This is a genomic window from Corynebacterium sp. (assembly GCF_030538285.1).
Classification (GTDB): domain Bacteria; phylum Actinomycetota; class Actinomycetes; order Mycobacteriales; family Mycobacteriaceae; genus Corynebacterium.
The window spans coordinates 80,137-102,425 of record NZ_JAUNUG010000003.1 but is presented as its reverse complement, the minus strand read 5'-3'; the positions used below and the strand labels follow the sequence as shown (position 1 = coordinate 102,425).

Genomic DNA, 22,289 nt, shown 5'->3' with positions numbered 1-22,289 from the left:
TAGAGGGAACTCTACCAGCGCCCGGTGAGCACCCCGATGGCCGATAGTGCCACCATCGCGGCACTGGCGGTGCGCAGGACCTCCGGGCCCAGTTTCACGGCCCGCGCACCAAGCTTCGCCAGTTCCTCGGCCCCGATCCCGCCCTCGGGGCCGATGATGAGAACCAGTTCCTCGACATCCAGGTCGATGTCCCGCAGTGATGTGGTGGCGTCCTCGTGGAGGACCAACGCAGTCTTGTCTTCCAGGAACTCCGCGAGCTGCGCGGTGGTCAGCGGCTCGTGGATCACCGGAATGCGGGTGCGCCGGGACTGCTTCGCCGCCGCCGTGGCCGCCGCCTCCCACTTGGCCACACCCTTGGCAGCCTTCGGGCCGACCCATTTCGCCACACACCGCTCGGCCTGCCACGGCACGATCGCATCGGCCCCGGCCTGCGTCGCCAAGTCGACGGCCAGCTCCGAGCGCTCCGCCTTCGGCAGCGCCTGCACGATGGTCAGCCGCGGTGTCGGTTGCTTATCGACGCCCCGTTCCTCCACCACCCCAGTCAGTTCTTCCTTACCGCGCGTGGCGGTGACGGTGACGGTGGCGTGGGTGCCGCGGCCGTCGATAAGCACGATCTTTTCACCGGCGACAATGCGCTTCACGGACACCGCATGACGGCCCTCCGCTCCGTCGAGGGTGACGGTGCCGTCGAAGGGGCCGGGGTGGATGAAGACGGGCAGGCTCATCGGTTGCGGAACTTGCCCTTCAGGCGGGAGAAGAAGCCGGAGCCGTCCTCGCCTTCGCGGTTGACGGCCGCCTGGTCGGCCCGGTGTTCGCGGATCTGCTCCAGCAGCTCGCGGGTATGCTCGTCAATCTCGGTGGGCACGACCACCTGGACGTGGGTGTGCAGATCACCGCGGCCCTCGGTACGCAGACGCGGCATACCCTGCCCGGACATGTGCAACACCTCGGTGGGCTGGGTGCCGGCGGGGATGTCGATGACCAGTTCCTTACCCGCCAGATCCTCCACCGTGACCTGGGTACCCAAGGTGGCGTCGACCACCGGGACCTGGACGGTGAGATGCAGGTGATCACCCTCGCGCTGGAAGACCGGGTGCGGGCGGGTGGAGATCTCCACGTAGAGGTCACCGGCCGGGCCACCACCGTGGCCGACCTCGCCCTGCCCGGCCATGCGGATGCGCATGCCGTTGGAGATGCCGGCAGGCACGTTGACGATGAGATCGCGGCGCTTTTTCATCCGCCCCTGGCCGGAACAGCGGGTGCACGGATCCTGGATGATCTCGCCGAAGCCGTCACACGCCGGGCAGGGGCGCGAGGTCATGATGTTGCCCAGGAAGGAACGCTGCACCTCCTGTACCTCACCCTGGCCGTGGCACTGGCCACAGGTGACGGGCTTAGCCTTCGACTCCGAACCAGAGCCCGTGCAGTGATCACACACGACGGCCGTGTCGACGGTGATGTCCTTCTTCACACCCGCGAAAGCCTCCTCCAGGGTGATGGAGGCGCGCAGGAGAGCGTCATTGCCCGGCTGGACGCGCGAACGCGGGCCACGGGAACCGCCACCCCCACCGAAAAACGCCTCGAAGATATCGCCGAAACCACCCTGGGCGCCACCGTAACCACTCTGGGCCTGCTCCATCGGATCACCGCCCATGTCGACGATGCGACGCTTCTCCGGGTCGGTGAGCACCTCGTGCGCCACCGATGCCTCACGGAACTTCTCCGCCGCCTCCTCGGAGGGGTTGACATCCGGGTGGTACTGGCGGGCCAGTTTGCGGTAGGCCTTCTTGATTTCCGCATCCGACGCGGACTTGGTCACGCCCAGAATTCCGTAATAGTCACGAGCCACGGTGAATTGCTTTCCTTACAACGACTGATAGATAACCGAATGAATGTTACTCGCCGGCCAGAACCCGACTCACATACCGTGCAACGGCGGACACCTTGGAAATTGTTCCCGGGTAGTCCATGAACGTGGGCCCGACCACACCCAACCCGCCGAGCGGATGCCCATCGGAGCCGTAGGCGGTGGCCACCACGGAGGCATCGCGCAGATCCTCGTCCTCATTCTCCTCCCCGATGAGCACGTGCACATTGCCCAGGTCGGGGACATTGGCCAGGAGTTTGAGCACGGTGACCTGCTCCTCCAGCGCCTCGATGACACCAGGTAGACCGAGCGTGAGATTGGAGGCGCCCGCCAGGATGAGACGGTCCGTGGGCTGATCCACGAGAGTCTCGATGAGACGGTTCGCCGCGCGGTTAAGTGCATGGCTGATGCGCGGTGGTGCCTTTGCGACGAGCTCCGCCAGCGAGGACGAGCCCTCCGGCAGCGTACGGTCCACCAGCGCACCATTGAGGAGATCGCGCAGGAGGAGGACCCCCTCGGCGTCGAGAAGCTCATCGAGCTCGACATTGCGCTGATCCACCCGCCCGGTGTCCGTGATGAGCACCAGCAGCAGGCGCGTCGGCCCCAGCGAGACAACCTCAATGTGTTTGACACGGGCCACCTTGAGGTTCGGCAGCTGGATCACCGCGGCCTGGCGGGTGAGCTGCGCGAGCAGGGTCACCGAACGGCGCAGCACATCCTCCAGGTCGACGCCGTCCTCGAGGAACGTCAAAATCGCGCGCCGTTCCGGAGCGGACAAAGGCTTGAGATCGTGGATGTGGTCGACGAACTGCCGGTAGCCCTTCTCCGTCGGGATACGCCCGGAGCTGGCGTGCTGCTGGACGATGTAACCCTCCGACTCCAGCACCGCCATATCATTGCGGATTGTCGCGCTGGAGACCTGCAGCTGATGCCTTTCCAGCAGTGCCTTCGAGCCGACCGGCTCCTGGGAGGCGATATAGTCCGCCACGATCGCGCGCAGCACCTCCTGGCGGCGGCGGTCCGTCGAACTAGCCATCTGGCACTCTCCTCCCTTAATTGCCAGCATTGTATCCGGGATCGGCGGGTGGGGACCAGTCCCCAATTGCGCAGCGGTAATCCGCCGTTTCTGATCTACTTGATGGGTACACCCCGCCGATTGTGATGATCCCCTGCCACAATCCGGCACGTCGATTCTCCCCCCGGAGCAGCCATGTCTAACCCTTTCGGCCCCGGTGGGGGCACCATGCCCCCGCCCCCCACACCCCCCGGCTCCGGGGGAGGCAATCCATTCGGCACCCCTCCCCCACCCCCCTCCGCCCAGGGATGGGGATCGTCTGAGCAGGCCCCCCTCCCGGGGGTGGGCCCCGTCCGGGCCACGAGCGGCCCCTGGCCCTTCATCATCGCCGCCCTGATCACCTCCGTCGTGGGCGTCGGCCTGGGCTTGGCGGCGTGGCTGACCTCCACCGCCACCGAGTCTCTGTGGTTGACGTTGGCGGTCGCCGGTTGGGTGCTGGCGGGCATCGTCACCTTCATCCTCGCCGGATTGCACATCTCGGCGGACACGAAGCGCCAGGCGGAGAGCTTGTACATCTCCAACCCCACGCAGGCAATGCTCTACTTCGCGGCACTGGGCCTCGGCGTGGTCGGCGTCCTCATCACCGCAGTGGAGATCGCACTGTGGTTCGGCAAGGCCTTCGGAGGTTGACATGAAATTCTCACGCATCATCGCGGCGGCAGCAGCCACCACCCTCATCCTCGCTCCGGGTGCCGGCGCGCAGCAGCTCAGCGACCGCGCCCAGGACAGCCTGGCGGACTTCGGTTCCTGCCTGGCCACCACGAAGAAGGCAGACGTCCTTTTTGTCCTCGACGAATCCGGTTCCCTGTCCGGGGCCGGGGTGGATGCCCCCACCGATCCCGAACACGTGCGCGTCGAGGCCACCCGTGACCTGGTCGCCCAATTCGAGAAGCTGGCCGGCGACCTCGACGCCGACATCAACATCAAGCTCGCTGGCTTCGGCCAGCATTACCGCTCCGACCCCGCCACCTACGGGGAGTGGACGAACGCGCAGGACGGCGTCGATAAGCTGGCTGGGCCAATCGACGGCTTCCGGGAGCGGGCAAATGATTCCTACACCACCTACGGCGCCGCCTTCGACGGCATGCTGGGCGAATTTGCCCGCCACTCCGAGGCCGGATCCTGCAAGGCCACCCTGTTCTTCACCGACGGCATCCTCACCGTGGAAGGTACGGAGGCCGATGACGCGGCCGCCCGCGCCGCGATCTGCTCTGCCGACAGTCCCATCGGCACCATGCGCCGCGCCGGTATCCAGATGTTCAGCGTTGGCCTCATGCCGACGTCCGCCGACACCCCCGAAGAATTGCTGCGCAACATCTCCGAGGAGGACGGCTGCGTGACCGGCACCACCGCCAACGGCGCGTTCTTCAACGCCGGCACGGATCCCGCGGGCCTGTTCTCCGCGTTCCGCAACATCATCCCGTCCCCCGGCTCCGTCGGCGCCACGCAGGATATCCGGGAGCCTTTCGCCTTCGTACTCGACGATTCGATTGACCCGGTGCGTATTTCCGCGCAGCCGACCTCGCGTATCGACGCCGCCCTCACCCCCGTCCTCACCGCCCCCGACGGCCAGACCCTGGATCTGAGCGCCGGTGAGCACACCCTCGGCGACGCCACGGTCACCGTCACCGAGGTTGAAAGTCTGCCCGGTATGTTCGACGGCACCATGGAGCTTGCCGACGGCGGCTCCTGGGCCGGGCAGTGGGAACTCGGCTACCGCGTCGACGGGGAGGATACCGGCGAGTACTCCGCGGCGGTCCAGATTTCCCCCGGCCTGACCTTGCAGGTGGAGGAATCCACCGCGGAAGGTCTGCGCAGCACCGACCCGTTGCACGTCTCCCTCGTGCGCGGTGACGGCAGCGTCGCCGAACTAGCCGGCACTGCCGACCTCACAGCCGTGATCACCGGCACTGACGGCACCGAGGTGGTTCTCGGGCAGGTGCAGTCCATCGCCGGGGGCACCGCGGTCGTCTCCCTGGACAACGTCGACCGCCCGCTGACCGGTGAGCTGACCCTGCGCGCCGACATCACCACCCAGGGCGATCCCGGGACGAGGCTCACCCCGGTCCTATCGACCCACGGCATCACCGTCACCCCGGTGAACATGCCGCGCATCCCCGGCACCATCAATGTCGACTTCGAGGAGACCGAGACGACGTTCGCTGTCCCCGTGTCCGGCCCCGGCGCGGTGTGGATGGAGGAGGGTGAGCTGGCTGGCGTGCTGCCCTCCGGCATCGACAGCCTCCGCCTCACCTCTCCGTACAACTCCCCCGAGACGGCACTCCAGCTCGCCGAGGGCGAGTCCGGTGAGCTGGAGGTCACCGCCTCCACTGACACGCTTGCCGACGGCCCCGTGGCCCTCGAACCGGTTCTCCACCTGATCTCCGCGGAGGGCGACACCGACGAACCGGTGTCGGTTCCCCTGAACGGCTCCATGCGCGCCCCCGTCAGCGCCTCCGCGTTCGGCCTGGCGCTCGTCGTCGCACTGCTGCTGGCCCTGCTCATTCCGCTGGGGCTGCTGTACCTGCTCAAGTACCTGACCGGCACCGTGCCGAAGTCCCCGGGACTGCACGCGGTGTCATTCCCCGTCAAGGTGGAGAACGGTCGCCTGCTGCGCACCGATACCGGCGGCGATTTCACCGCCACCTTCGACGAGGTGATCAACAACACCCAGCGCCTGAGCCACAACGGTCGCTCGCTCACCGCCGCTGGCCGCGCACTGTCCGTGCAGCTGGGAGCCAACCCCTTCACCCCGGCGCGCGTGGGAATCCCCGGCACCGTCATGACCGACCAGGGCGGAGACACTCTGCCTTTGGCCGTGCACAACCACTGGTACGCGGAGGCCACCCCGGGGTCGAAGGACCAGGGCCATATCGTCCTGCTCGTGGACGAGCTCACCACCCGCGACTCCCTCGATTCACTGGTCAGCGACATCGCATCCAAGGGAGCCGACCGGCTCGACCGGGCACTGGATAAGGCCCCTGAGGCCCCCAGTTCCCCCGACCCCGACCCCGTCAGTGAGGGCTGGAGTGCTCCCTCACCGGACACCGGCTGGGGACCTGACACGGACACCGGCTGGGGCCCCCGCTCCACTTCCTGATATTTCACCGATAGAGAAGAAGAGGATTCACGTTGAAGAAATTCCTGGTAGTCGGCTGTGGCGGTTCCGGAGCCAAAACGCAGGCCTACATGATCGACCAGCTCAAGGCGATGCTGCGCAGCGTCGACCCGTCGCTCACGCAACTACCGAAGGCATGGCAGTTTGTCACCATCGACGTCGCCGGCACCCCGGAGCCGGGCCCGTCCGGTCTGGGCAACGTGCCCGAAAGCGGTGGCCGTTATGTCAGCATCGGCTCTGACCAGCAGTACTCCACCTTCGACGCCGGTGTCTCCGCAGGCCTCGGGGCCAAGGGAGCACTCGGGGAGATCGCCACGTGGGCTCCCCGCCAGCCGGAGCGCATCACCACCCCGATCTCTGATGGCGCCGGCCAGTACCGCGCCCTGGGCCGCATGCTCACCATCAACTCGCTCCGCAAGATCCGCACCGAGCTCAACAACGCCCTGTCCGACCTCTTCGACGCGGACACGGACTCCGAGATCAACGCGCTGAGTGAGAAACTGACGGGGCGTCGTCAGGATCTTTCCGCCTCCACTCCCATCATCCTGGTGATCTCCTCCATGGCCGGTGGCGCGGGTGCCTCGATGTTCGTCGACGTCTGCCGTGCCCTGTCCACCCTGCCGAACGGCGATCCTAAGAACACTGCGGTGTTCATGTATACCCCGGAGATCTTCGAGACGTTGGCCGATTCCGCCGTCGTGGGTACCTGGCCGAACTCCCTGGCCATGTTCGGTGAGGCCCTGGCCGCCCAGACCGGTGCGGCCACCGCCAATGACCAGGCCATCTTCAAGGCTGCCGGCATTGAGTCCCTCGGCAGTCACCAGACCTTCGCCCGTCTCTTCCCCCTCGGAGCACGCATGGGTTCCCAGGGCACCGTCTTCGGCGACGGCACCCCCAACACCGTCTACCGCGGCGTCGGCCGCGCGCTGGCCGCCCTCATGGCCTCTGAGGAGGCCTCGAACTCCTTCGCCTCCTACCTGTTGGCCAACACCGGTTCCCCGGACGCCGACCGCTCCTTCCTCGGCTGGGGCGACCGCGACAAGCTGCCGTGGGATGTCATGCCCTGGGCCACCTGGGGTTATGCCCAGCTGAGCATGGGCCGCGACCGCTACGCGGAGTACTCCGCGCAGCGTCTGGCCAAGACCGCCTTCGAGCGTCTCATGCGCGGTCACCTCGACGCCTCCAACCCGGCAACCGGCGAGGAGCAGCTCCAGGCCCGCCTGTCCGAGCGTTTCCCCGCCGTGCTCACCCGCCTCGACCTGGACCCGCGTTTCAACCAGGCCACCCCGAACAGTGACAACCTGCGCGGTTGGCTCGGCGCAGTGTTCGAGAAGTACGCCACTCCCGCCTCCGGTTCGGCCACCGCGATGCTGCGGGAGCAGCTGCCCACCGGTGACGGCATGAAGTCCCAGGAGTTCTCACAGCTCATCCGCACCCGTCTCGCCGACCCGCGTCTCAACGACGAGATCTCGCGTCAGCTGGGCTCCTCCGCCTACGCCGCGGTCTACGAGTTCGCCGACAACCTCACCAACAATCTCATCGACATGTCCGAGGATGAGCTCGCCGCCCACGGTGTGCCCTACCTGGAGGCCATCCTCAGCCAGCTGCGTGACATCTACACCCAGCGTGTCATCCAGCCGATGCAGACACTCCTGTCCGAGTCCCGCGGGCGGGCGGCCCTGGCTACCCCGCAGGGTCTGGATGAGCGTCTCTCCCCGCTCAGCGGGCGCGGCAACGTCAGCCAGTCGGCGCAGCTGCTGGATTCCATCGCAGACCTCTACCGCGGGCAGCTCCACCAGTTCTTCCTCGTCTCCGTCGCCTCCTACCTGGAGCCGGTCCTGGAGGACTTCGTCCGTTCCGTCATCGGGCGTCTCGACGACGAGCTGCGCTCCGCCCACGCCACCCTCGAAATCGCCGATTCCTCCGCCCGCGCCCGCACCAACCTCGCGGATGTGGCCACCAACGAGCCGGTCGCCTGGCCCAACGACAACGATGAGCGCATCGCCGATCGTTTCAAGGGCTCCCAGAACGAGATCCTCATCACCGAGGTGGAGTCTTTCCCCCAGGACTACGAGGCGCATTTGTTGCAGACCATCCAGGTCGATGACCCGGGTGTCTTCGACTACCGCGAAGCCACGAAGATCGCCTCGCGCTCGATCATCGTCGGCAAGTGGAACACCCAGGCTGCGGAGAAGGCTCCCGCGGACACTCTCGCCCCGCGCCCCATTGAGGGACGTACCGGTGGCAACCGCGCCGGATGGATCTCCAAGCACCTGCTGCACTCCCCGACCGGCGGTGAAACCCGCGAGTCCCGCCCCGGTCAGTTCCGGGCCCGCATCCGCCCGGCGGATATCCTCGGCCGTGCACGCAGCTGGATCGCGCGCCCGAACGATCACTTCTCCAACTTCATTTCCGCTGATCTGCGCAGCTACATGACCGAGGCGACGATCAATGATATCGAGGCGCAGAACCGCATGACCCGCCTGCGCGCCGCCTTCAATGAGGCGCTGGCCCAGGCCCGCCCGCTGGCCGCCGTCGACGCGAACCTGGTCTCCACCATCCACAACCGCCCGGACCTCTCCCGCTTCACCTTCTCGGAGATCCCCCTCAAGGACACCCGCGCGGGTGATGCTCTCAAGGAGATCCTCGACGCGAAGAACAACCTCGACGACACCACCCTCGGGGAGTTCACCAAGGTGCTCAGCCTGGGTGAGAAGGTCCGCCACATCGACGTGTTCGGCTCCTACCCGAACTACTCACCGCTGGTCTTCTCCTCCCTGCTGGCCCCGATCTCCCGCGAGTGGGCGCGCCGCAAGGGGCAGGAGGGCTTCTGGTCCCTGCGCCGTTCCCGTCCACTGCCGGCCGCGTTGCCGCTTTCCGACGATGAGCGTCGTGCAATGGTTGCGGGTTGGATCATCGGTGTCACCACCGGTCAGATCCATATCTCGCAGCCCAATACCCCGCAAGCGGCGGCGCACATCTTCGACAATGCGGCCCAGGCGTGGGTGGATTTCCCGAGCCCGATGCTGACCCCTCCGACCGAGATGCAGGCCGCCATCGACTGGATGCCCGCTGTCATCGAGTCTGTGCTGCTGGCCTACGCCAACGTCGCGCTCACCGATGAGCACGGCCGCCAGGGTAGCTCCCTGCGCCCCTACCACCTGCTGCGCGGCATCTACGACGATGCCCGTTCCGGTCCCACGACTGGTGGCGTGGTCAATCATCCGGTGGTCACCCACCTGGCGGAGTTCCTGCGCACCGGCGCCCGCCCCTCCCAGGACACCCTGGGGGCCGACGTCGACGAGCGCTATGAGCTGCTACGTTCCGCACTGCTGAAGTCGCACCAGAATGCCTCCACCTTCGTCACCGACAACCGCTCGGCCCTGCCGGGTTCCCAGCCGGAGGAGAAGCCGTGGGCGCAGGTGACCAGCCGAGAGTACGCCAAGCGGATGCCGCTGTACCGCGACATGGCACCCGATGTCGTGGCCGTCTCCGAGGATCTGCTGGCCCGCCTCGAGGAGGCGAAGAAGCAGGCCGATGCCCCGGTCAGTTTCGATCCCTTCCCCGGCGCCACCCGGCCGGATCCGACCCGTCCCACCACCAATGAACCCCAGCTGCCCGACTTCGGCGGAGGCCTGATCTGATGCTGCCCACCGTGATGTTCTTCGGTTCCGGCGCCATCGCCGACCAGGTCCGTGCCCACCTGCAGGACCTGGCCGCGATGTCACTCGTCCGGCCCTTCGCGTGGGTGGACCCGCGCCTGGACTCCGATCAGCCGGCGGTGCGAGTGTGCCGCCCGGATGGTGAGATGTTGTCCGTGTCCACCCTTGATGAGGTGCTGCGTGACATCGATGGCAACGTCCTGCTCGTCGCCCTGGATCCGCTCGAGGATTTCGATATGTCCGCGGTGCAGCGGTGGACCGGTGCCATTGACGCCCGCGTCCCCGGCACGAACCCGCGCGTGCGGGTACTGCTGCCCCGACTGCCGCTGGACACCCTCGTTCCGGCCCCCGAGATGGGTTGGGCCACGGTGGCCATCGCCCCGGAGGACTCGGATTCCCCGACCTCCTCGGTGACCCCGATCAACCGTTCCGATGATCCGCAGGCCATCTCTCAGCTCGCCGCGTCCACCTTGGCGACACTGACCGGTCTGTGGCGTTCCGCCGAGCGCGCCCCGCTTCTCGACGACCAGGGCCGCGCCGTCTCCACCGGCGACGAGTACACCTTCCGCCTCGTGCGCGCCTACCACCGCACGGTCGATGCCTCGGAGATCGAGGCCGAGATCCGCGAGCAGGTCTTCGACGTCACCGCGCAGCTACCGCTGCCCATGGTCGAGGACAGCCGTCAGGTGGTGCGCATGCCGAACCCGCAGGCCACGAGCGGCCAGCTGGCTGATGCGCTACTCAACCGCTACCGCGATTCCCTCATCACCCCGGCCCGCCCGCTGCAGACGCTGGAGACGATCAAGCCTTCCGCCTGGGCGGCGCTGAAGAAGTTCCTGGGTGAGTTCTTCCGCGCGTCGATAGGCACGCCGAAGGACTGGAAGGACGCCCAGGGCCATGCGATCAACTCCGCCATCGGCAAGGCCGTGCAGAACACACTCTATGGGCAGGGTGCGGCAGTCGACATCGTGTGCGGCACCTACCAAGGTCGTTTCACCGATCCGGGGCTGTTCGAGCTGACCGAGGCCACCGCCGACCTCAAGGACTCGGCCCGTTCCCGCGGCCTGCGAATCGAGGATCCGCCGAGCCTGCCCGACCTGTGGAACGGTTACCGTCGCGTCTCGCTCATGCTTGTCGACGGCACCAACTACCTCGGCGATGAATTCGACGCCCCGCGCGATAATCAGCACAATCCCGCCATCGTCGAGCAGGGCTGGATGTCCGTGCCCGACCCGGCCGACACCTTCGAGGGCTACCACCCGCAGCTGACGGACATCCTCGGCCTGCAACCGGAGAACGCCGTCATCAGCCCTTACGATTCGCACCACGCCCGCCTGTACAAGGAGGGCCTGGATTTCGCGGTGACGCAGACCTCGGACCGCAACGTCCTGGCGCTCAGTGAGCGTTTCAACGAATGGGTCTCCCGCGTCTCCACGTCCTTCGCCTGGCAGACGGGTGAGCGCCTGACGTGGATGCTCAAGCAGGCGCAGGACAACGCCCGCCATTGGCGTGACACCCACCGGAACACCGCTGACTCGCTCCAAGGTTATGAAGGCCGCGACTACAACTCCGAGAACCGTCGCCTCACCCGTACCCTGCGCATGTTCACTGCCTTGTGGGCCGTGCTCATGCTGGTCATCGGATACCTCACCTTGGCGCATTACCAGCCGAAATACCGTTTCGCTGACTGGCTGAGCGGCATCGACTGGAGGTGGACGTTGCTGCTGGTATTCCTCACCACGGTGATCATCATGGGTATACAGATGCTCGTCTTCGCGCGGGCCCGCCGCGGGGTGCTCCAGGACATGGAACAGATGCGACTGCTCGTGGCCAACGAAGAGATCGCCCGCCACAACTCCAACTCGGCGCTCAATGACGTCGAGCGGCTCGCCCGCTCCTACCACCAGTTCCTGTCCTGGTCGAAGCTGCTAGGGCGCGCGATCTCCCAGCCGCTGGGCCGGGTCGACCACGATCACAGCGCCGTCACCATCCCGAGTTCCGGGCTGCCGCGCACGACCCGCCTGGGGCGTGCGATCCTGCCGTCTGAGGAGCAGCAGCGCATGGTCAACGACCTGCGCCGCGCCGCCTTCCCGCGGGACTGGGCAGACCGCGCACTCACCCAGCTTGTCGACGACGCCGCCGCCGAGCTCCAGCACGTCGACGGCACCCGCATTGCCTCCGTCAACGAACTGCACGGCCAGGCGGGCACCGGTTCCCGATCCCCGCTGGATAAGCTGTCCACCCTCGTCGCGGAGGGTGGGGCGGATGACCGCAGCCACGCCGATCGGGTCTGGGCGAAGGCCATCAGCGGCCATGGCATCGCCTCGCGTTTCGACCAGCGTGACGCCGCCATCGAGCTCTACCGCGACGGCCAACGCGTCAGCGTCAGCCGGGAGGATTTCCGGTCTGATCTGCGCGACGCAGACCACGGCAGCCACCACTTCTCCAACCGTTCGCTCAACAACGAAGGCGTGAACGCGGGTGCCACCGCAGTCGACCCGGCAATCAGCGGTACCTTCACCGCCCCGGCTGATGCCCAGACCGCCGGCACCCTGACCAGCTCAGTGAGCGTGGTCCAGTTCGGCAACTTCACCCGCTTGGAGAATCTCGCCGACCAGCAGGCCGCCGCCCCGGCGTCCCCCACCTGGCAGGAGCCGGCGTCCCCCGGCACCCCGCCGACCCAGCAGGAAACGAATAACACCCCCGACTGGGACTCCCTGATCTAGGACGAATCCGATGACCAACCTGACACTCAGCGAGATCCCGCTGCCGGCGCTCCGCGAGATCGCCGCCCTGCATAACCCCGACCGGGATTCTGTCGCAGCCCTCCTGCCGGACAACGCCCGGCACCTCACCGATGACATCCTCGCCCTGCTGAGCGGCCAGCCCGCCAGCTCCCCCGCGTTTCCCGAACGTCAGCCCGAGCCTGTGCCCGAACCTGAACCTGAGCCACGTAGGTCGAACCCTTTCAGCGCACTGTCCTCCCGGGATCCCGAGCCCGAGCCCGAACCTGCACCCGCCGCGCAGTCCCTGGCGGATCTGGCGCGCGCCCTGGAGGAGGAGCTCAAGGGCAAGACCGCCGCGGAGACCGCCCGGCAGCAGGTCGACCCGTCGCTCTTCCTCGACATCGATCCTTCGCTGTTCGCGGCGTACCAGTTCGGAATGTCCCCGGATCACACCCCGCCGGGCATGTCGGTGGAGCACCTGTCGGCGCCCGTCGACGAGAACGGCGAGCCGACCGGGGAGGATTCGGTGCTCATCTCCTGGCGCCCGCTGGAGGTTCCGGCCGGCTATCACGTCATCTACCGTGTCGTCGCCGCCGACCGCGAGGTCACCGCCTCCCCGGACAATCTGCAGACGCTGGTGACCACGCTGGGTACCGCGTTCCTCGACGACCAGCTCGGTCTCAACGGTGTCCGCCACTACATGGTGTGGGCGAATGTCCACGCCTCCTCCCTCGCCCAGGCGTTGCGTGAGCAGCCGACACTGGTGGGTGAGCAGATGGTGGTGTTCCCGCCGGAGAATTTCCAGCTGGTCGAGTCGAAGGGCACGATCACGGGTACGTGGGATCCGCTGCCGGGGCACACGGAGATGCGCGTGTACGCGAAGCTCGAGCAGTCCCCCGTGGAGCTGCGCACCCCAGCGAACCAGCTGATCAACGACGTCCGCGACCGCCGTTTCATCTTCGAGGCCTCCGAGCGCGGTCGCCGCTACCAGTTCCAGCTGGTGCCGGCCGCCCAGTTCCGGGGCTCGCAGGTACTGGGCAAGGGCTCGGAGGTACTCACCCAGTCGACGAGCGCGGACATCAAGCAGGTGCAGCTCAACACCCCGCAGCAGTTCAACGACGGCAAGAACGAGCGCATCCTCATCTCCTGGACGGCCCCACCGACGGGCAGCGTGAAGATCTTCTTGTCCCAGATCCCGCCACGCCCGGGTCTGATGGTCGAGCCGGTGGAGTACACGTGGATCGAGGACGATCCGGCGTTCATCGGGGAGATCCCCACCGACACCAGCGAGGCGCCCGCGGGCACCACCGCCGACACGACGATGACGTGGCCGGAGGGGTGGCACGAGGTCTACATCACGGCCGTCAACATCGACGGTGAGAAGGCGTGGGCTGGCCCCAGTGAGGTGCTGCAACGGGTGTCCCCGATCTCGGATGTGCGCCTGGTGGAGCGTCTGTCGAGCCAGCTGATCACCTTCGACTGGCCGTCGGGCGCGACGATGGTGCAGATCGAGACGTCGAACAACCCGACGGTGCAGGAGCTGTTGGAGGAGGATTACCGCCGCCAGGGTGGCATCCGCGTCAACCTGGAGCACACGGGCGAGGACATCACGCTCACCCCGAAGTCCTGGTACGCGGGCCGGGACACCACCGCCGAGCCCACCCACCTGCGGTACCGCGGTCTGAAGAGCTACTCCTATGATCTGCGCCCCGATGAGGGCGGGATGAGGCTGACGGTGTGGCGCAACGAGTCGGAGGACCGTAACCCACCGCGTTTTACCATGGTGTACAACCCGCGGGCCCTGCCGCTGCACTCCCACGACGGCACGGCGCTGCAGTGCTCGAACGTGCGGGACATTGAGGAGAATCGCAACACCCAGGGGCCGGTCATCGTCCCCTCGCACGGCCTGCCCAACGGCAAGCCCGCCCAGGAGGACGAGAACCCGTACACCTGGTGGGTGCAGCAGCCGCCGGAGGTAGGCGGTTACGTCCGGCTGTTCCTTCTCGACGATGAGCAGGAGACGGACGACACCGTCGCCGGCAAGGTGGTCGTGGAGAAGGACGTGGCGTCCCGCCTGCGGGTCCGCAACTCCCGGGGAGGTTCCTGGTGACCACCGCAGCGTTGAGTTTCGCCTCCTTCACCCGCGGTCAGGGTGGCTGGCAGATCGGTGAAAAGCTCGGTTCCTTGAGCGAGGAGCAGGTGCGTTCCCTGCTGGAGGCCGTGCCCACCCAGCTGGGTGACGGTACCGCCATCCCCTCGTACCCGGACCGCTCGCAGCGGGCACACCTGGTGCGTCGTTACGCATGGCTGCCCGCCCCGTGGGATCCGCGGCTGCGGGTATTCTTCGCCTCCGTGCCGGCCGGTCCGGATGCGACGGGCCGCCCGGGCAACGTCTTCACCTATGTGGCCGTCACCGCGGACACCCGCATGCCGGTCGCCGCGCTGCACAGCCCGGATATCCCGACGCCTTTCGGCCCGCGCGAGACCGAGGCCGCCCGCATCCCGGAGTGGCCGCAGGCCTCCGGCCCGGTCGCCGAGCTGATTCCTGTGTTCCTCGATGGTTGGGATGACGAGGAGTCCCCCCTGCCGGAGGCCTTCACCGGGATCTCCAACTCCCGCCGCCGCGACATGGTTGCCTACCTGGCGGCCGCGCTCGGTTCCGGGCAGTCGGTGGTCCTGGCGGCGCCGTCCGCGGAATCCACCCTGTGGGTGGCCGCGGTCGCCGCCGCAGGCATCGACTTCTGCTTCTCGACGATCGAACGCACCACCTCCGTCGCCGACACCCTCGCCCGCGGCGCCCGGCTGGTCATCATCCCGCCACAGGATCTGGAGCGGGTGCGCGCCCAGCACGCCGATCTCACCGTCCTGGCCACCACCGACGAGGTGCCTGCCGCTCCTGTCCCGGAGCCTAAGGTCCCCGACCTGGGGACCGCGCTGGCCAACCCCTTCGCCAGCGAAGCGCCGGAGCCGGCGCCCCTGCGCGCCGACCTGGCGGAGCAGTGGGAGGAGGTCTCGGCGTTCCTCGCTCAGCAAGGGCCCGATTCCCACCTCACGGTTGGTCTGGCGCTGAGCCCGAGCCCGCGGCAGGCGGAATTCCTCCGCCGCGGGGAGGTGACCCGCTGGGTGCATACCCTGTCCGGCGAGGAGGAGGATCCGCTCACCGTGCCGGATATCCTCGGTTTCCTCCTGTTCCCCCCGACGTCGTTCATCGGGGCGCGGACCCGGGCGATGGTGCTCGCCGCGGAGGCGCTCAAACCCGGGTGCAGCCACGTCGTCACCGTTTTCGGCTGGCTTTTCGACGCCCCCGCAGACATCGAGGAGCAGATCTGCGCCGACGCGGCCGCGCAGCTGCCCACCAATCGACGATTCGCCGTCCCCCAGGACACGAGCCTGCCGGTGAATGACCTGCTGGAACGGATCGTCGCGAAGCATAATGACCAGGTGCTGGCCCAGACCAGCTGGATGCACACGCACAAGAACCAGGTGAGGAACTAAGCCATGTCCATCATCACTCTCAGCGCCAATGACACCCACGCGATCCCGCTGGGTGGGTACCTGCGCATCGACGCTTTCGCCGTCGGCGCGGGCGCCCAGCCGGTCCGGGTCAGCGTCACCGGTGAACAACTACAGGTCAACACCGCTAGCGACGCTTGCGTCTTCCTGATGTCGTGTCCACAACGCGCCAGCATCATCGTCGCCCCGGCGGCGGGTGGAGAATTCGGGCCGGACCAGTCGCTGCGCGTGACCATCACCCGCAGCGGGGCGAGCGACCAGCACAACGTCACCATCGAGTTCCCGCTCGTGCGTGTCGACGGTGTCAGCGAGAAGATCATCGGCGAGATCAGCAACTCCGGCGAGCAGTACCTGCTCACCGCCTACGGCTCGGATGAATCCACCAACCTGGGCCGCGAGTCCATGGTCGTGTTGTCCTCACTGCGCAGCCGCATGGCCGGCGCGAGCGGGGTGTCCTCAGTTCTGGTGTGCGCGGACGCCTCCGCAACGGCCACCCGCCTCGCCGACCCCCGAGTGCTCTCCGGGGCGGCGAACATGATCGTCGGCCTGGCCACTGCCCTGGCCCTCGATGAGGTGCGTGTCGGCCAGCAGCCCGCCACCTTCGACCGACTGTCCGACCTGCTCAGTGAGGAGCTCGCGGGCGGGGCCACCCGCATCGGGTCGGGCCGGCTGCCGCGGGTCAGCGACGACACCCTCGTCATCCACCTCACCCCCGCGCCGCGCGCGTCCATGGTCGACCCGGACCATCCCAGCCTGGTGCTGGCGTATGGGCCGACGGCGGGCGTCGAGAAGCAGCTGTTCGAACTCAACACCCACGGCGCACGGGCCGGCTACATCGCCCTGGACGACGACCTCCTCCAAGCCCTCGAGGACGGCAACGCCGCCGCCATCTCCTCCCCCGCCGACACCCTCGCGGATGTCCTGACCAGCACAGGAGGCAATGCATGAGCTATGCACGCTGCCCGCACACCTTCCGCCCCCTCGACCCCGGCACCACCGTCAGCCCCCACACCGGGCTGGAACTGCCCGCCGGCTGGTCCGAGGGCGTGACCCACTGCTTCGCGATGGCCGGCGCCCGCGCGTCCGGAAAGTCGCTGTACACGGCCGTGGTGATCAAGCAGCTCGAGCTGCTGGCCCACCGTTTCAAGAAGCAGATCCGGCCGCTCGACGAATCGACCCGCGAGCGCTACACCACCCACTACGAAACCCCGCTGTATGTCGAAATGCGCCACATGGCGCCCACCCCGACCAGTTCGAGCACCGACGCCTACCAGCGCGACCCGCTGATTTTCACCCTCGGTGACTGGCCCGCCCCCGACGGCGTCACCCGACCCCACTACCTGGTGCTGCGCGACGTCGCCGGGGAGGACCTGGAGAACTTCCAGACCCCCGTCGAGGACCTCGATTTCTTCCGTTACGCCGACCTGGTGATCTTCCTTTTCGATCCGCTGAAGGTGCCGCAGATCAGCACATACCTCTCCGGACTCATCCCCCATCAGGCCAGCCTCGGCGGCAACCCGCAGGACGTGCTGGACAACCTCCAGCGGGTGCTCGGCACTGCCCGCCCGGCGCTGGCGGTGACGATCTCCAAGTTCGACACGCTGCAGAAGCTGGCCTCGCTCCCCGATGGCGAGTGGCGCGCCATCATGGGCAACGAGGGATCCAGCTTCCGCCGTGACACCGGCTGGGACTACGAGGAACACGACCAGATCATGCTCAACATGGAGATCGAGGCCCTCCTGCGCCACATCAAGGCCGATAACCTGCTCAACCAGATCGAGCAGCTCTACCCCGATGCGCACCGCCGCCACTTCTTCGCGGTCTCCGCGCTGGGCGAATCCCCCACCGGCGAGCACCTCAGCCGCCAGGGCATCGCCCCGTTCCGCACGACCGATCCGCTGCGCTGGCACTTCCAACAGCACGGAGTCTTCGAACAACCGCAGGTGAGTGAGTGGTCATGACCGAGAAGATCGGGTGGGACGAACCAACCGAGCAGCCGACCGGCGGTGGGGAAAGCTACGTCTACGGCCGCCCCGGCGCTCTCCCGGAGCGCTTCCAGGTCTCCGCCCGCGGCACTAACCCGCTGCAGGCCCCGTGGAACCTGCTCATCGCGGGCGCCCTGTACCTTATCGCGGTGTTGTACCTGGCGTACCTCATCATCGTCGATATCAACTCCACCACCGAGCTCACCCGCCACGACTTCTTCTGGGAGATGGTGGTGCTCAAGGTGGTGGCGCTGGCGGGGATCCTGGTGCTGGTCGGCGCGATGTTGCTGGCCCAGCCGTGGGGGCGCTACGGGCTGACGGTGGTCTCCGTCATCGGCATCCTCGTGGTGATCATGCCCGGCATGTGGCCGGCCACCCTGCTCGGGCTTGGTGCCGTGATTGCGCTGTGGTTGCCGCGCGGCCACGCCTGGTTCGGTTTCTAACGCTCCGCGGCCTGGTTCGCCAGGGAATGCAGGCCCAGCTCCCGCAAAGCGCGCGTCGATCGGCCCAGCATGGTCTCGTAGGTGGCCTGGTCACCGGCGAAGCGATACATCAGGGCCAACTCCGCCTCGGCTAAGGCGACCGCGAGGATATCGCTGCGCTCCTCCTGTCTCTCCAGCGGGTGGGCCTGCAGCAGGTTGAGGAACAGCGCCGCCGCCTCCCGATGCATGTCACGGAGGAAATACAGGCTGGCCAGATCGATACTCGCCACGACCAGGGCCGGCAGGTACTCCTCGGCCATCGCGAGGGTATAAGCCTGGTTGAGGGTGGCGAAGGCCTCGCGGGGATCATTCTCCCGCATGAGGAACTCGCCCTCGTGGATGAGGGCGTCGATGTAGTCGGCGCGGGCGTCTTCGCCGTCGAGAAGCTCTTTGGCCCGGGCCAGGGGTGCGCGCCACTGCGGTGAGTTGATCACCGCTTGGCGCCCCGCCTGGCCGATGTGCAGCAAGGCCGCGCCTTCCGCACCGAGGATCACTCGCACGTCGGCCTCCTCCGCATCGGCCAAGGGGCCAGCGGCGGATGCCAGTTCCTGCAGGGCTCGACCGCGGTTGACGAACCGCAGGGCCGCATAATACTCATAGGCCATCCGGAACCGGTCAACCAGGGTGCCCAAGGTCTTATCCTCCGGATCGATAACCCCGCTCACCGCGTCATAGAGATACTGCATGGAGTCGAAGTTCAGTTCCGCCCCCAGATCGCCGATGACTTCCACGACGTGGTCGATTTGGCTCCGCCCGATCGACCGGGACGCCACCCACTCGGCCACCTCGGCGTCAATGGCGGCCAGCTGGGGGTCCACCGGATCCGGCAGGAGAGACTCCACGTGGTCCAGGGCCTGGAAGATACGGGAGTTGAGGGATTCATTCTCCTGGCGTAAAGGGTGGTTGACCAGCCAGTCCGCCCTTTCCATGAGCTGGTTGACGCGGCTGCGGTCCTTCGTCTGCAGGATCTCGGTGACCAGCAGGTTCACCTTTCCCAGGAACACCATCTCCGGGTCCCCGGCGGCCAGCCCGAGAGCCGTGAGGTTTTCCGCGTGGATGCGGGCGAAGGGGTACTGCAGCGCCCCGTCCCCGGAGATCTCTGCCAGTTCGGTGGCCTGCATGAGGCGGGCGGCCTCGAGGAGGAGGTCCGCGTCGTCCTGGACGGCGGCGAGGGTGTCGTAGCCGCGGAGGTTCGCATCGACGCTGGGTCCCACGCTGTGCATATATCCGGCGTGCCGGTTCTGGCGCATTCCGGAGACCAGGCTCCGCAGTTTTTCGGTGTCCTGCACTTCTCATCCTTCTTCAGCGTGGAAAACTTCCCCCAGCATAGTTTCTTCAGCGGTTTTCCGCCCACACAGCCAATTCTTCTTCCCCGTGTTGGCGCAGATAGTCGGCGGCCCGGCGGATCAGTTGCCGCTGCAGGTCGGTGCGTCCTGCCTCCCGGTGCATCGCCGCCAGCTCCACCAGTGCATAGGCGTAGGCGATCTGCGCTGTGGTTTCCTGGATTCGATCCGGATCCACCTGCCCGAGGATCTGCACGAACAGTTCCGCCGCTTCTCGACGTCGCTCCTGCTTCCGGTACAAGTTCGACAAACCGATCGCCGCTGACACCACCGTGGGCAAGGAACGATTCCAGTCCGCCTCCCGGTACACCGCCTCCAGATGCTCGGTCGCATGGTCGGGGTCACCATCGGTCATCTCCAGTTCACCGGCCAGCAGGCGGGCCTGGTGGGCGAATTCGTTCCCGCTCTCTAGGAGCGCCACCTCGAGGGCGTGGGTGATCCGCTGCCGGGCGGGCAGGGTCTCGTCGCGGGCCCGGGCGTAATGGGCCGTCGCCGCCCACCGCCGGCCTTTCTGCACCAGGTCCGGGTCCCCGCTGCCGAGCCCGAAAGCCATGACCTCCCGCCCGAGCTCCGGGTGCTGAGGGGTCTGAGCGTGCAGGTAGGCGAGGAGTTCTCCCGGGTCGATCCCCGAGGTGCGCACATCGGCTGCGGCACGCAGTTTCTTGATCATGTCTCCTCCGCCACCAGAATGTCCGTGATGATGCCGTCGGCCAACAGACGCCCGGCGTCGGTCAACGCGATGCGGTCTCCGACACATTGCAGCAATCCACCGTCGATGTGCTTGATCACGACCCCGTGTCCCCCCTGCCGAATCGAGGCGAAGGGGATGCCTTCGCGCAGGCGCAGGCCGAGCATGATCTTCTCGGTGTGCCGGTCATCGTCGCTGAGTGTTTCCTCCCCGGCGATCGGCAGCTGGCCCTCGGCGAGCATCCTGGCATAGCGGGCGGGGTGTTTGACGTTGTGGAAGCGGCGGTTGCCGATATGGGAATGCGCCCCGGGGCCAGCCCCCCACCAGTCGCCGTCGCGCCAGTAGATCTCGTTGTGGCGGCACTGCCCCCCTGGCTTGGCCCAGTTGGACACCTCGTACCAGTCGAAACCGGCGGCGGCCAGGCGGTCGGCGATCATCTCGTAGCGGTGGGCGTAGACGTCGTCGTCAGGGGCGGGCAGCTCCCCGCGGCGGACCTTGCGGGCCATGGCGGTGCCGTCCTCGACGATGAGGGAGTAGGCGGAGACGTGGTCCACCCCCGCGGAGAGTACGGCGTCGAGAGTGTCAGCCACATCCTGGTCGGTTTCGGTGGGAGTGCCGTAGATCATGTCGAGGTTGACGTGTTCGAAACCGGCGGCGCGGGCCTCCTGCGCTGCCTCGACGGCCCGGCCGGGGGTGTGCGTGCGGTCCAGCACCCGCAGCACGGCGGGGGAGGCGGACTGCATGCCGAGGGAGATGCGGGTGAAGCCGGCGTCGAGAAGCTGCGAAAAAAACTCGGGCGAGGTGGACTCCGGGTTGGACTCGGTGGTGATCTCGGCGTCGGGCGCCAGGCCGAAATTCTCGCGCACCAACTCCAGGATGCGCGTTAATCCCTCCGCCCCCAGCAGGGAGGGGGTGCCCCCGCCGATGAAGACGGTGTCCGCCGGCGGGCCCTCAGCGAGTTCGAGCTCCCGGGCCAGGGAATCGAGGTAGGCGACGGGTGCCATGTCAAGCTCACCCGGGGTGTAGGTGTTGAAGTCGCAGTAGCCGCACCGGGTGCTGCAGAAGGGGACGTGAAGGTAAACGCCGAACATTCCAGCCAGATTAGCTGGCGGCACCGCGGCGGGCACGCTTGGCGGCGACGCGGGCGACGACGGCGTCGATACGCGCGCGCTCAACGAGGAACTCCGGCGGATTGTCCCCGCGCATGGAGCGGGTGTAGCCCGGGAAAGCTTGCGCGACCGTGATCAGCCAGCCCTCCACGGCGATGGTGACATGCGTGCCGACGCGGGCATAAAGATGCGGCAGGCTCACCGCATCGAGGTTGTGGGCGACCATGTCCGTCTGCGCGAGGACCCATTCGACGATTTCCCCGAGATGCTCCACGACGAGCGCGGTGCGGGAATCCAGCTCGGAGTTGTCGAAAAGCTCCTCGAGGGAGGCGGCGTCGAGAAGCTCCGGTTCCACCAGCTGCGAAGAACGCGTGGCAGCAGCCGACAGCACCCCCGAACGCAGTCCGGACGTCAGTGCCTGGCGCAGGCCGAGAAGTTCGCCGATGATGTGGCGGGAATCGCGGCGGGCGTCGGCGAGGATCTCGTCGAATTCCGCGAGGCAGTCAACCGTGAGTTCGCCGTCCCAGTCGCGGATGGACTGCAGGAGGTGCTCGATGTACTCGGCGACCTCATCGCCGATGTTGTAGATCTCCTGGGTGAGCTCGCGATGGCGCAGCTCAGCGGCGATCTTCTGCATCGTGGGCTACCCCCTGTCTTTTTCCTGGATCGAGCCTGACTTTAGGCCAGTTCCCGAAGCCGGTCGGGAGGACTCGCCGTGCAC

At 67.1% G+C, this 22,289-nt stretch carries 16 protein-coding genes; 9 read left to right on the top strand and 7 right to left on the bottom strand.

Going from position 1 to position 22,289, the window contains the following annotated elements:
- Positions 1-11: 11 nt before the first annotated feature.
- Genes Q4G50_RS02075 through hrcA form a run of 3 tightly spaced genes read right to left on the bottom strand, consistent with a single transcriptional unit; the run spans position 12 to position 2,903 of the window.
- Positions 12-725, bottom strand: coding sequence for a 16S rRNA (uracil(1498)-N(3))-methyltransferase (locus tag Q4G50_RS02075; protein ID WP_303375981.1), 714 nt, complete (start codon positions 723-725; stop codon positions 12-14).
- Positions 722-1,849 carry a molecular chaperone DnaJ gene (dnaJ, locus tag Q4G50_RS02070; RefSeq protein WP_303375980.1) on the bottom strand — a complete coding sequence of 376 codons (1,128 nt, stop codon included), beginning with the start codon at positions 1,847-1,849 and terminating at the stop codon, positions 722-724. Before dnaJ ends, Q4G50_RS02075 begins: the two co-directional genes overlap by 4 nt.
- A gap of 46 nt (positions 1,850-1,895) precedes the next feature.
- A complete protein-coding gene (hrcA, locus tag Q4G50_RS02065) occupies positions 1,896-2,903 on the bottom strand; it encodes a heat-inducible transcriptional repressor HrcA (protein WP_303375979.1) in 1,008 nt (335 codons plus the stop codon).
- 321 nt (positions 2,904-3,224) lie between these two features.
- On the opposite strand from hrcA, the gene Q4G50_RS02060 reads away from it, so the two are divergent.
- From Q4G50_RS02060 to Q4G50_RS02020, 9 genes are read left to right on the top strand one after another with little or no spacing between them, the layout of a single operon-like run.
- The gene (locus tag Q4G50_RS02060; RefSeq protein WP_303375978.1) at positions 3,225-3,572 is read left to right on the top strand and encodes a hypothetical protein; all 348 of its coding nucleotides are present in this window, start codon (positions 3,225-3,227) and stop codon (positions 3,570-3,572) included.
- A gap of 1 nt (position 3,573) precedes the next feature.
- Positions 3,574-6,042, top strand: coding sequence for a vWA domain-containing protein (locus Q4G50_RS02055; RefSeq protein WP_303375977.1), 2,469 nt, complete (start codon positions 3,574-3,576; stop codon positions 6,040-6,042).
- A gap of 32 nt (positions 6,043-6,074) precedes the next feature.
- The gene (locus Q4G50_RS02050; RefSeq protein WP_303375976.1) at positions 6,075-9,704 is read left to right on the top strand and encodes a tubulin-like doman-containing protein; all 3,630 of its coding nucleotides are present in this window, start codon (positions 6,075-6,077) and stop codon (positions 9,702-9,704) included.
- Complete coding sequence (locus tag Q4G50_RS02045; protein ID WP_303375975.1) at positions 9,704-12,448, top strand: hypothetical protein; 2,745 nt, start codon at positions 9,704-9,706, stop codon at positions 12,446-12,448. Before Q4G50_RS02050 ends, Q4G50_RS02045 begins: the two co-directional genes overlap by 1 nt.
- 10 nt (positions 12,449-12,458) lie before the next feature.
- A complete protein-coding gene (locus Q4G50_RS02040; protein WP_303375974.1) occupies positions 12,459-14,558 on the top strand; it encodes a hypothetical protein in 2,100 nt (699 codons plus the stop codon).
- Complete coding sequence (locus Q4G50_RS02035; RefSeq protein ID WP_303375973.1) at positions 14,555-15,943, top strand: hypothetical protein; 1,389 nt, start codon at positions 14,555-14,557, stop codon at positions 15,941-15,943. Before Q4G50_RS02040 ends, Q4G50_RS02035 begins: the two co-directional genes overlap by 4 nt.
- 3 nt (positions 15,944-15,946) lie before the next feature.
- Positions 15,947-16,909, top strand: a complete 963-nt coding sequence (locus Q4G50_RS02030; protein WP_303375972.1) for a hypothetical protein — start codon at positions 15,947-15,949, stop codon at positions 16,907-16,909.
- The gene (locus Q4G50_RS02025) at positions 16,906-17,922 is read left to right on the top strand and encodes a hypothetical protein (RefSeq protein WP_303375971.1); all 1,017 of its coding nucleotides are present in this window, start codon (positions 16,906-16,908) and stop codon (positions 17,920-17,922) included. The genes Q4G50_RS02030 and Q4G50_RS02025 overlap by 4 nt, the downstream gene beginning before the upstream one ends.
- A complete protein-coding gene (locus Q4G50_RS02020) occupies positions 17,919-18,389 on the top strand; it encodes a hypothetical protein (protein WP_303375970.1) in 471 nt (156 codons plus the stop codon). The genes Q4G50_RS02025 and Q4G50_RS02020 overlap by 4 nt, the downstream gene beginning before the upstream one ends.
- Here Q4G50_RS02020 and Q4G50_RS02015 read toward each other — a convergent pair.
- Genes Q4G50_RS02015 through Q4G50_RS02000 form a run of 4 tightly spaced genes read right to left on the bottom strand, consistent with a single transcriptional unit; the run spans position 18,386 to position 22,205 of the window.
- Entirely contained in the window at positions 18,386-19,717 is a 1,332-nt protein-coding gene (locus Q4G50_RS02015) for a hypothetical protein (protein ID WP_303375969.1), read from the bottom strand. The genes Q4G50_RS02020 and Q4G50_RS02015 overlap by 4 nt on opposite strands.
- A gap of 46 nt (positions 19,718-19,763) precedes the next feature.
- Positions 19,764-20,441, bottom strand: coding sequence for a hypothetical protein (locus tag Q4G50_RS02010; protein WP_303375968.1), 678 nt, complete (start codon positions 20,439-20,441; stop codon positions 19,764-19,766).
- Positions 20,438-21,550 carry a radical SAM family heme chaperone HemW gene (gene hemW / locus Q4G50_RS02005; RefSeq protein ID WP_303375967.1) on the bottom strand — a complete coding sequence of 371 codons (1,113 nt, stop codon included), beginning with the start codon at positions 21,548-21,550 and terminating at the stop codon, positions 20,438-20,440. Before hemW ends, Q4G50_RS02010 begins: the two co-directional genes overlap by 4 nt.
- A 10-nt stretch (positions 21,551-21,560) precedes the next feature.
- On the bottom strand, positions 21,561-22,205 hold the full coding sequence (locus Q4G50_RS02000) for a hypothetical protein (RefSeq protein ID WP_303375966.1): 645 nt from the start codon (positions 22,203-22,205) through the stop codon (positions 21,561-21,563).
- Positions 22,206-22,289 lie beyond the last annotated feature (84 nt).

Coding starts and splice junctions, on each gene's coding strand:
- Q4G50_RS02075 (WP_303375981.1), bottom strand. CDS start 725: ATGAGCCTGCCCGTCTTCATCCACCCCGGCCCCTTCGACGGCACCGTC.
- hrcA (WP_303375979.1), bottom strand. CDS start 2,903: ATGGCTAGTTCGACGGACCGCCGCCGCCAGGAGGTGCTGCGCGCGATC.
- Q4G50_RS02055 (WP_303375977.1), top strand. CDS start 3,574: ATGAAATTCTCACGCATCATCGCGGCGGCAGCAGCCACCACCCTCATC.
- Q4G50_RS02045 (WP_303375975.1), top strand. CDS start 9,704: ATGCTGCCCACCGTGATGTTCTTCGGTTCCGGCGCCATCGCCGACCAG.
- Q4G50_RS02040 (WP_303375974.1), top strand. CDS start 12,459: ATGACCAACCTGACACTCAGCGAGATCCCGCTGCCGGCGCTCCGCGAG.
- Q4G50_RS02030 (WP_303375972.1), top strand. CDS start 15,947: ATGTCCATCATCACTCTCAGCGCCAATGACACCCACGCGATCCCGCTG.
- Q4G50_RS02025 (WP_303375971.1), top strand. CDS start 16,906: ATGAGCTATGCACGCTGCCCGCACACCTTCCGCCCCCTCGACCCCGGC.
- Q4G50_RS02020 (WP_303375970.1), top strand. CDS start 17,919: ATGACCGAGAAGATCGGGTGGGACGAACCAACCGAGCAGCCGACCGGC.
- Q4G50_RS02010 (WP_303375968.1), bottom strand. CDS start 20,441: ATGATCAAGAAACTGCGTGCCGCAGCCGATGTGCGCACCTCGGGGATC.
- hemW (WP_303375967.1), bottom strand. CDS start 21,550: ATGTTCGGCGTTTACCTTCACGTCCCCTTCTGCAGCACCCGGTGCGGC.
- Q4G50_RS02000 (WP_303375966.1), bottom strand. CDS start 22,205: ATGCAGAAGATCGCCGCTGAGCTGCGCCATCGCGAGCTCACCCAGGAG.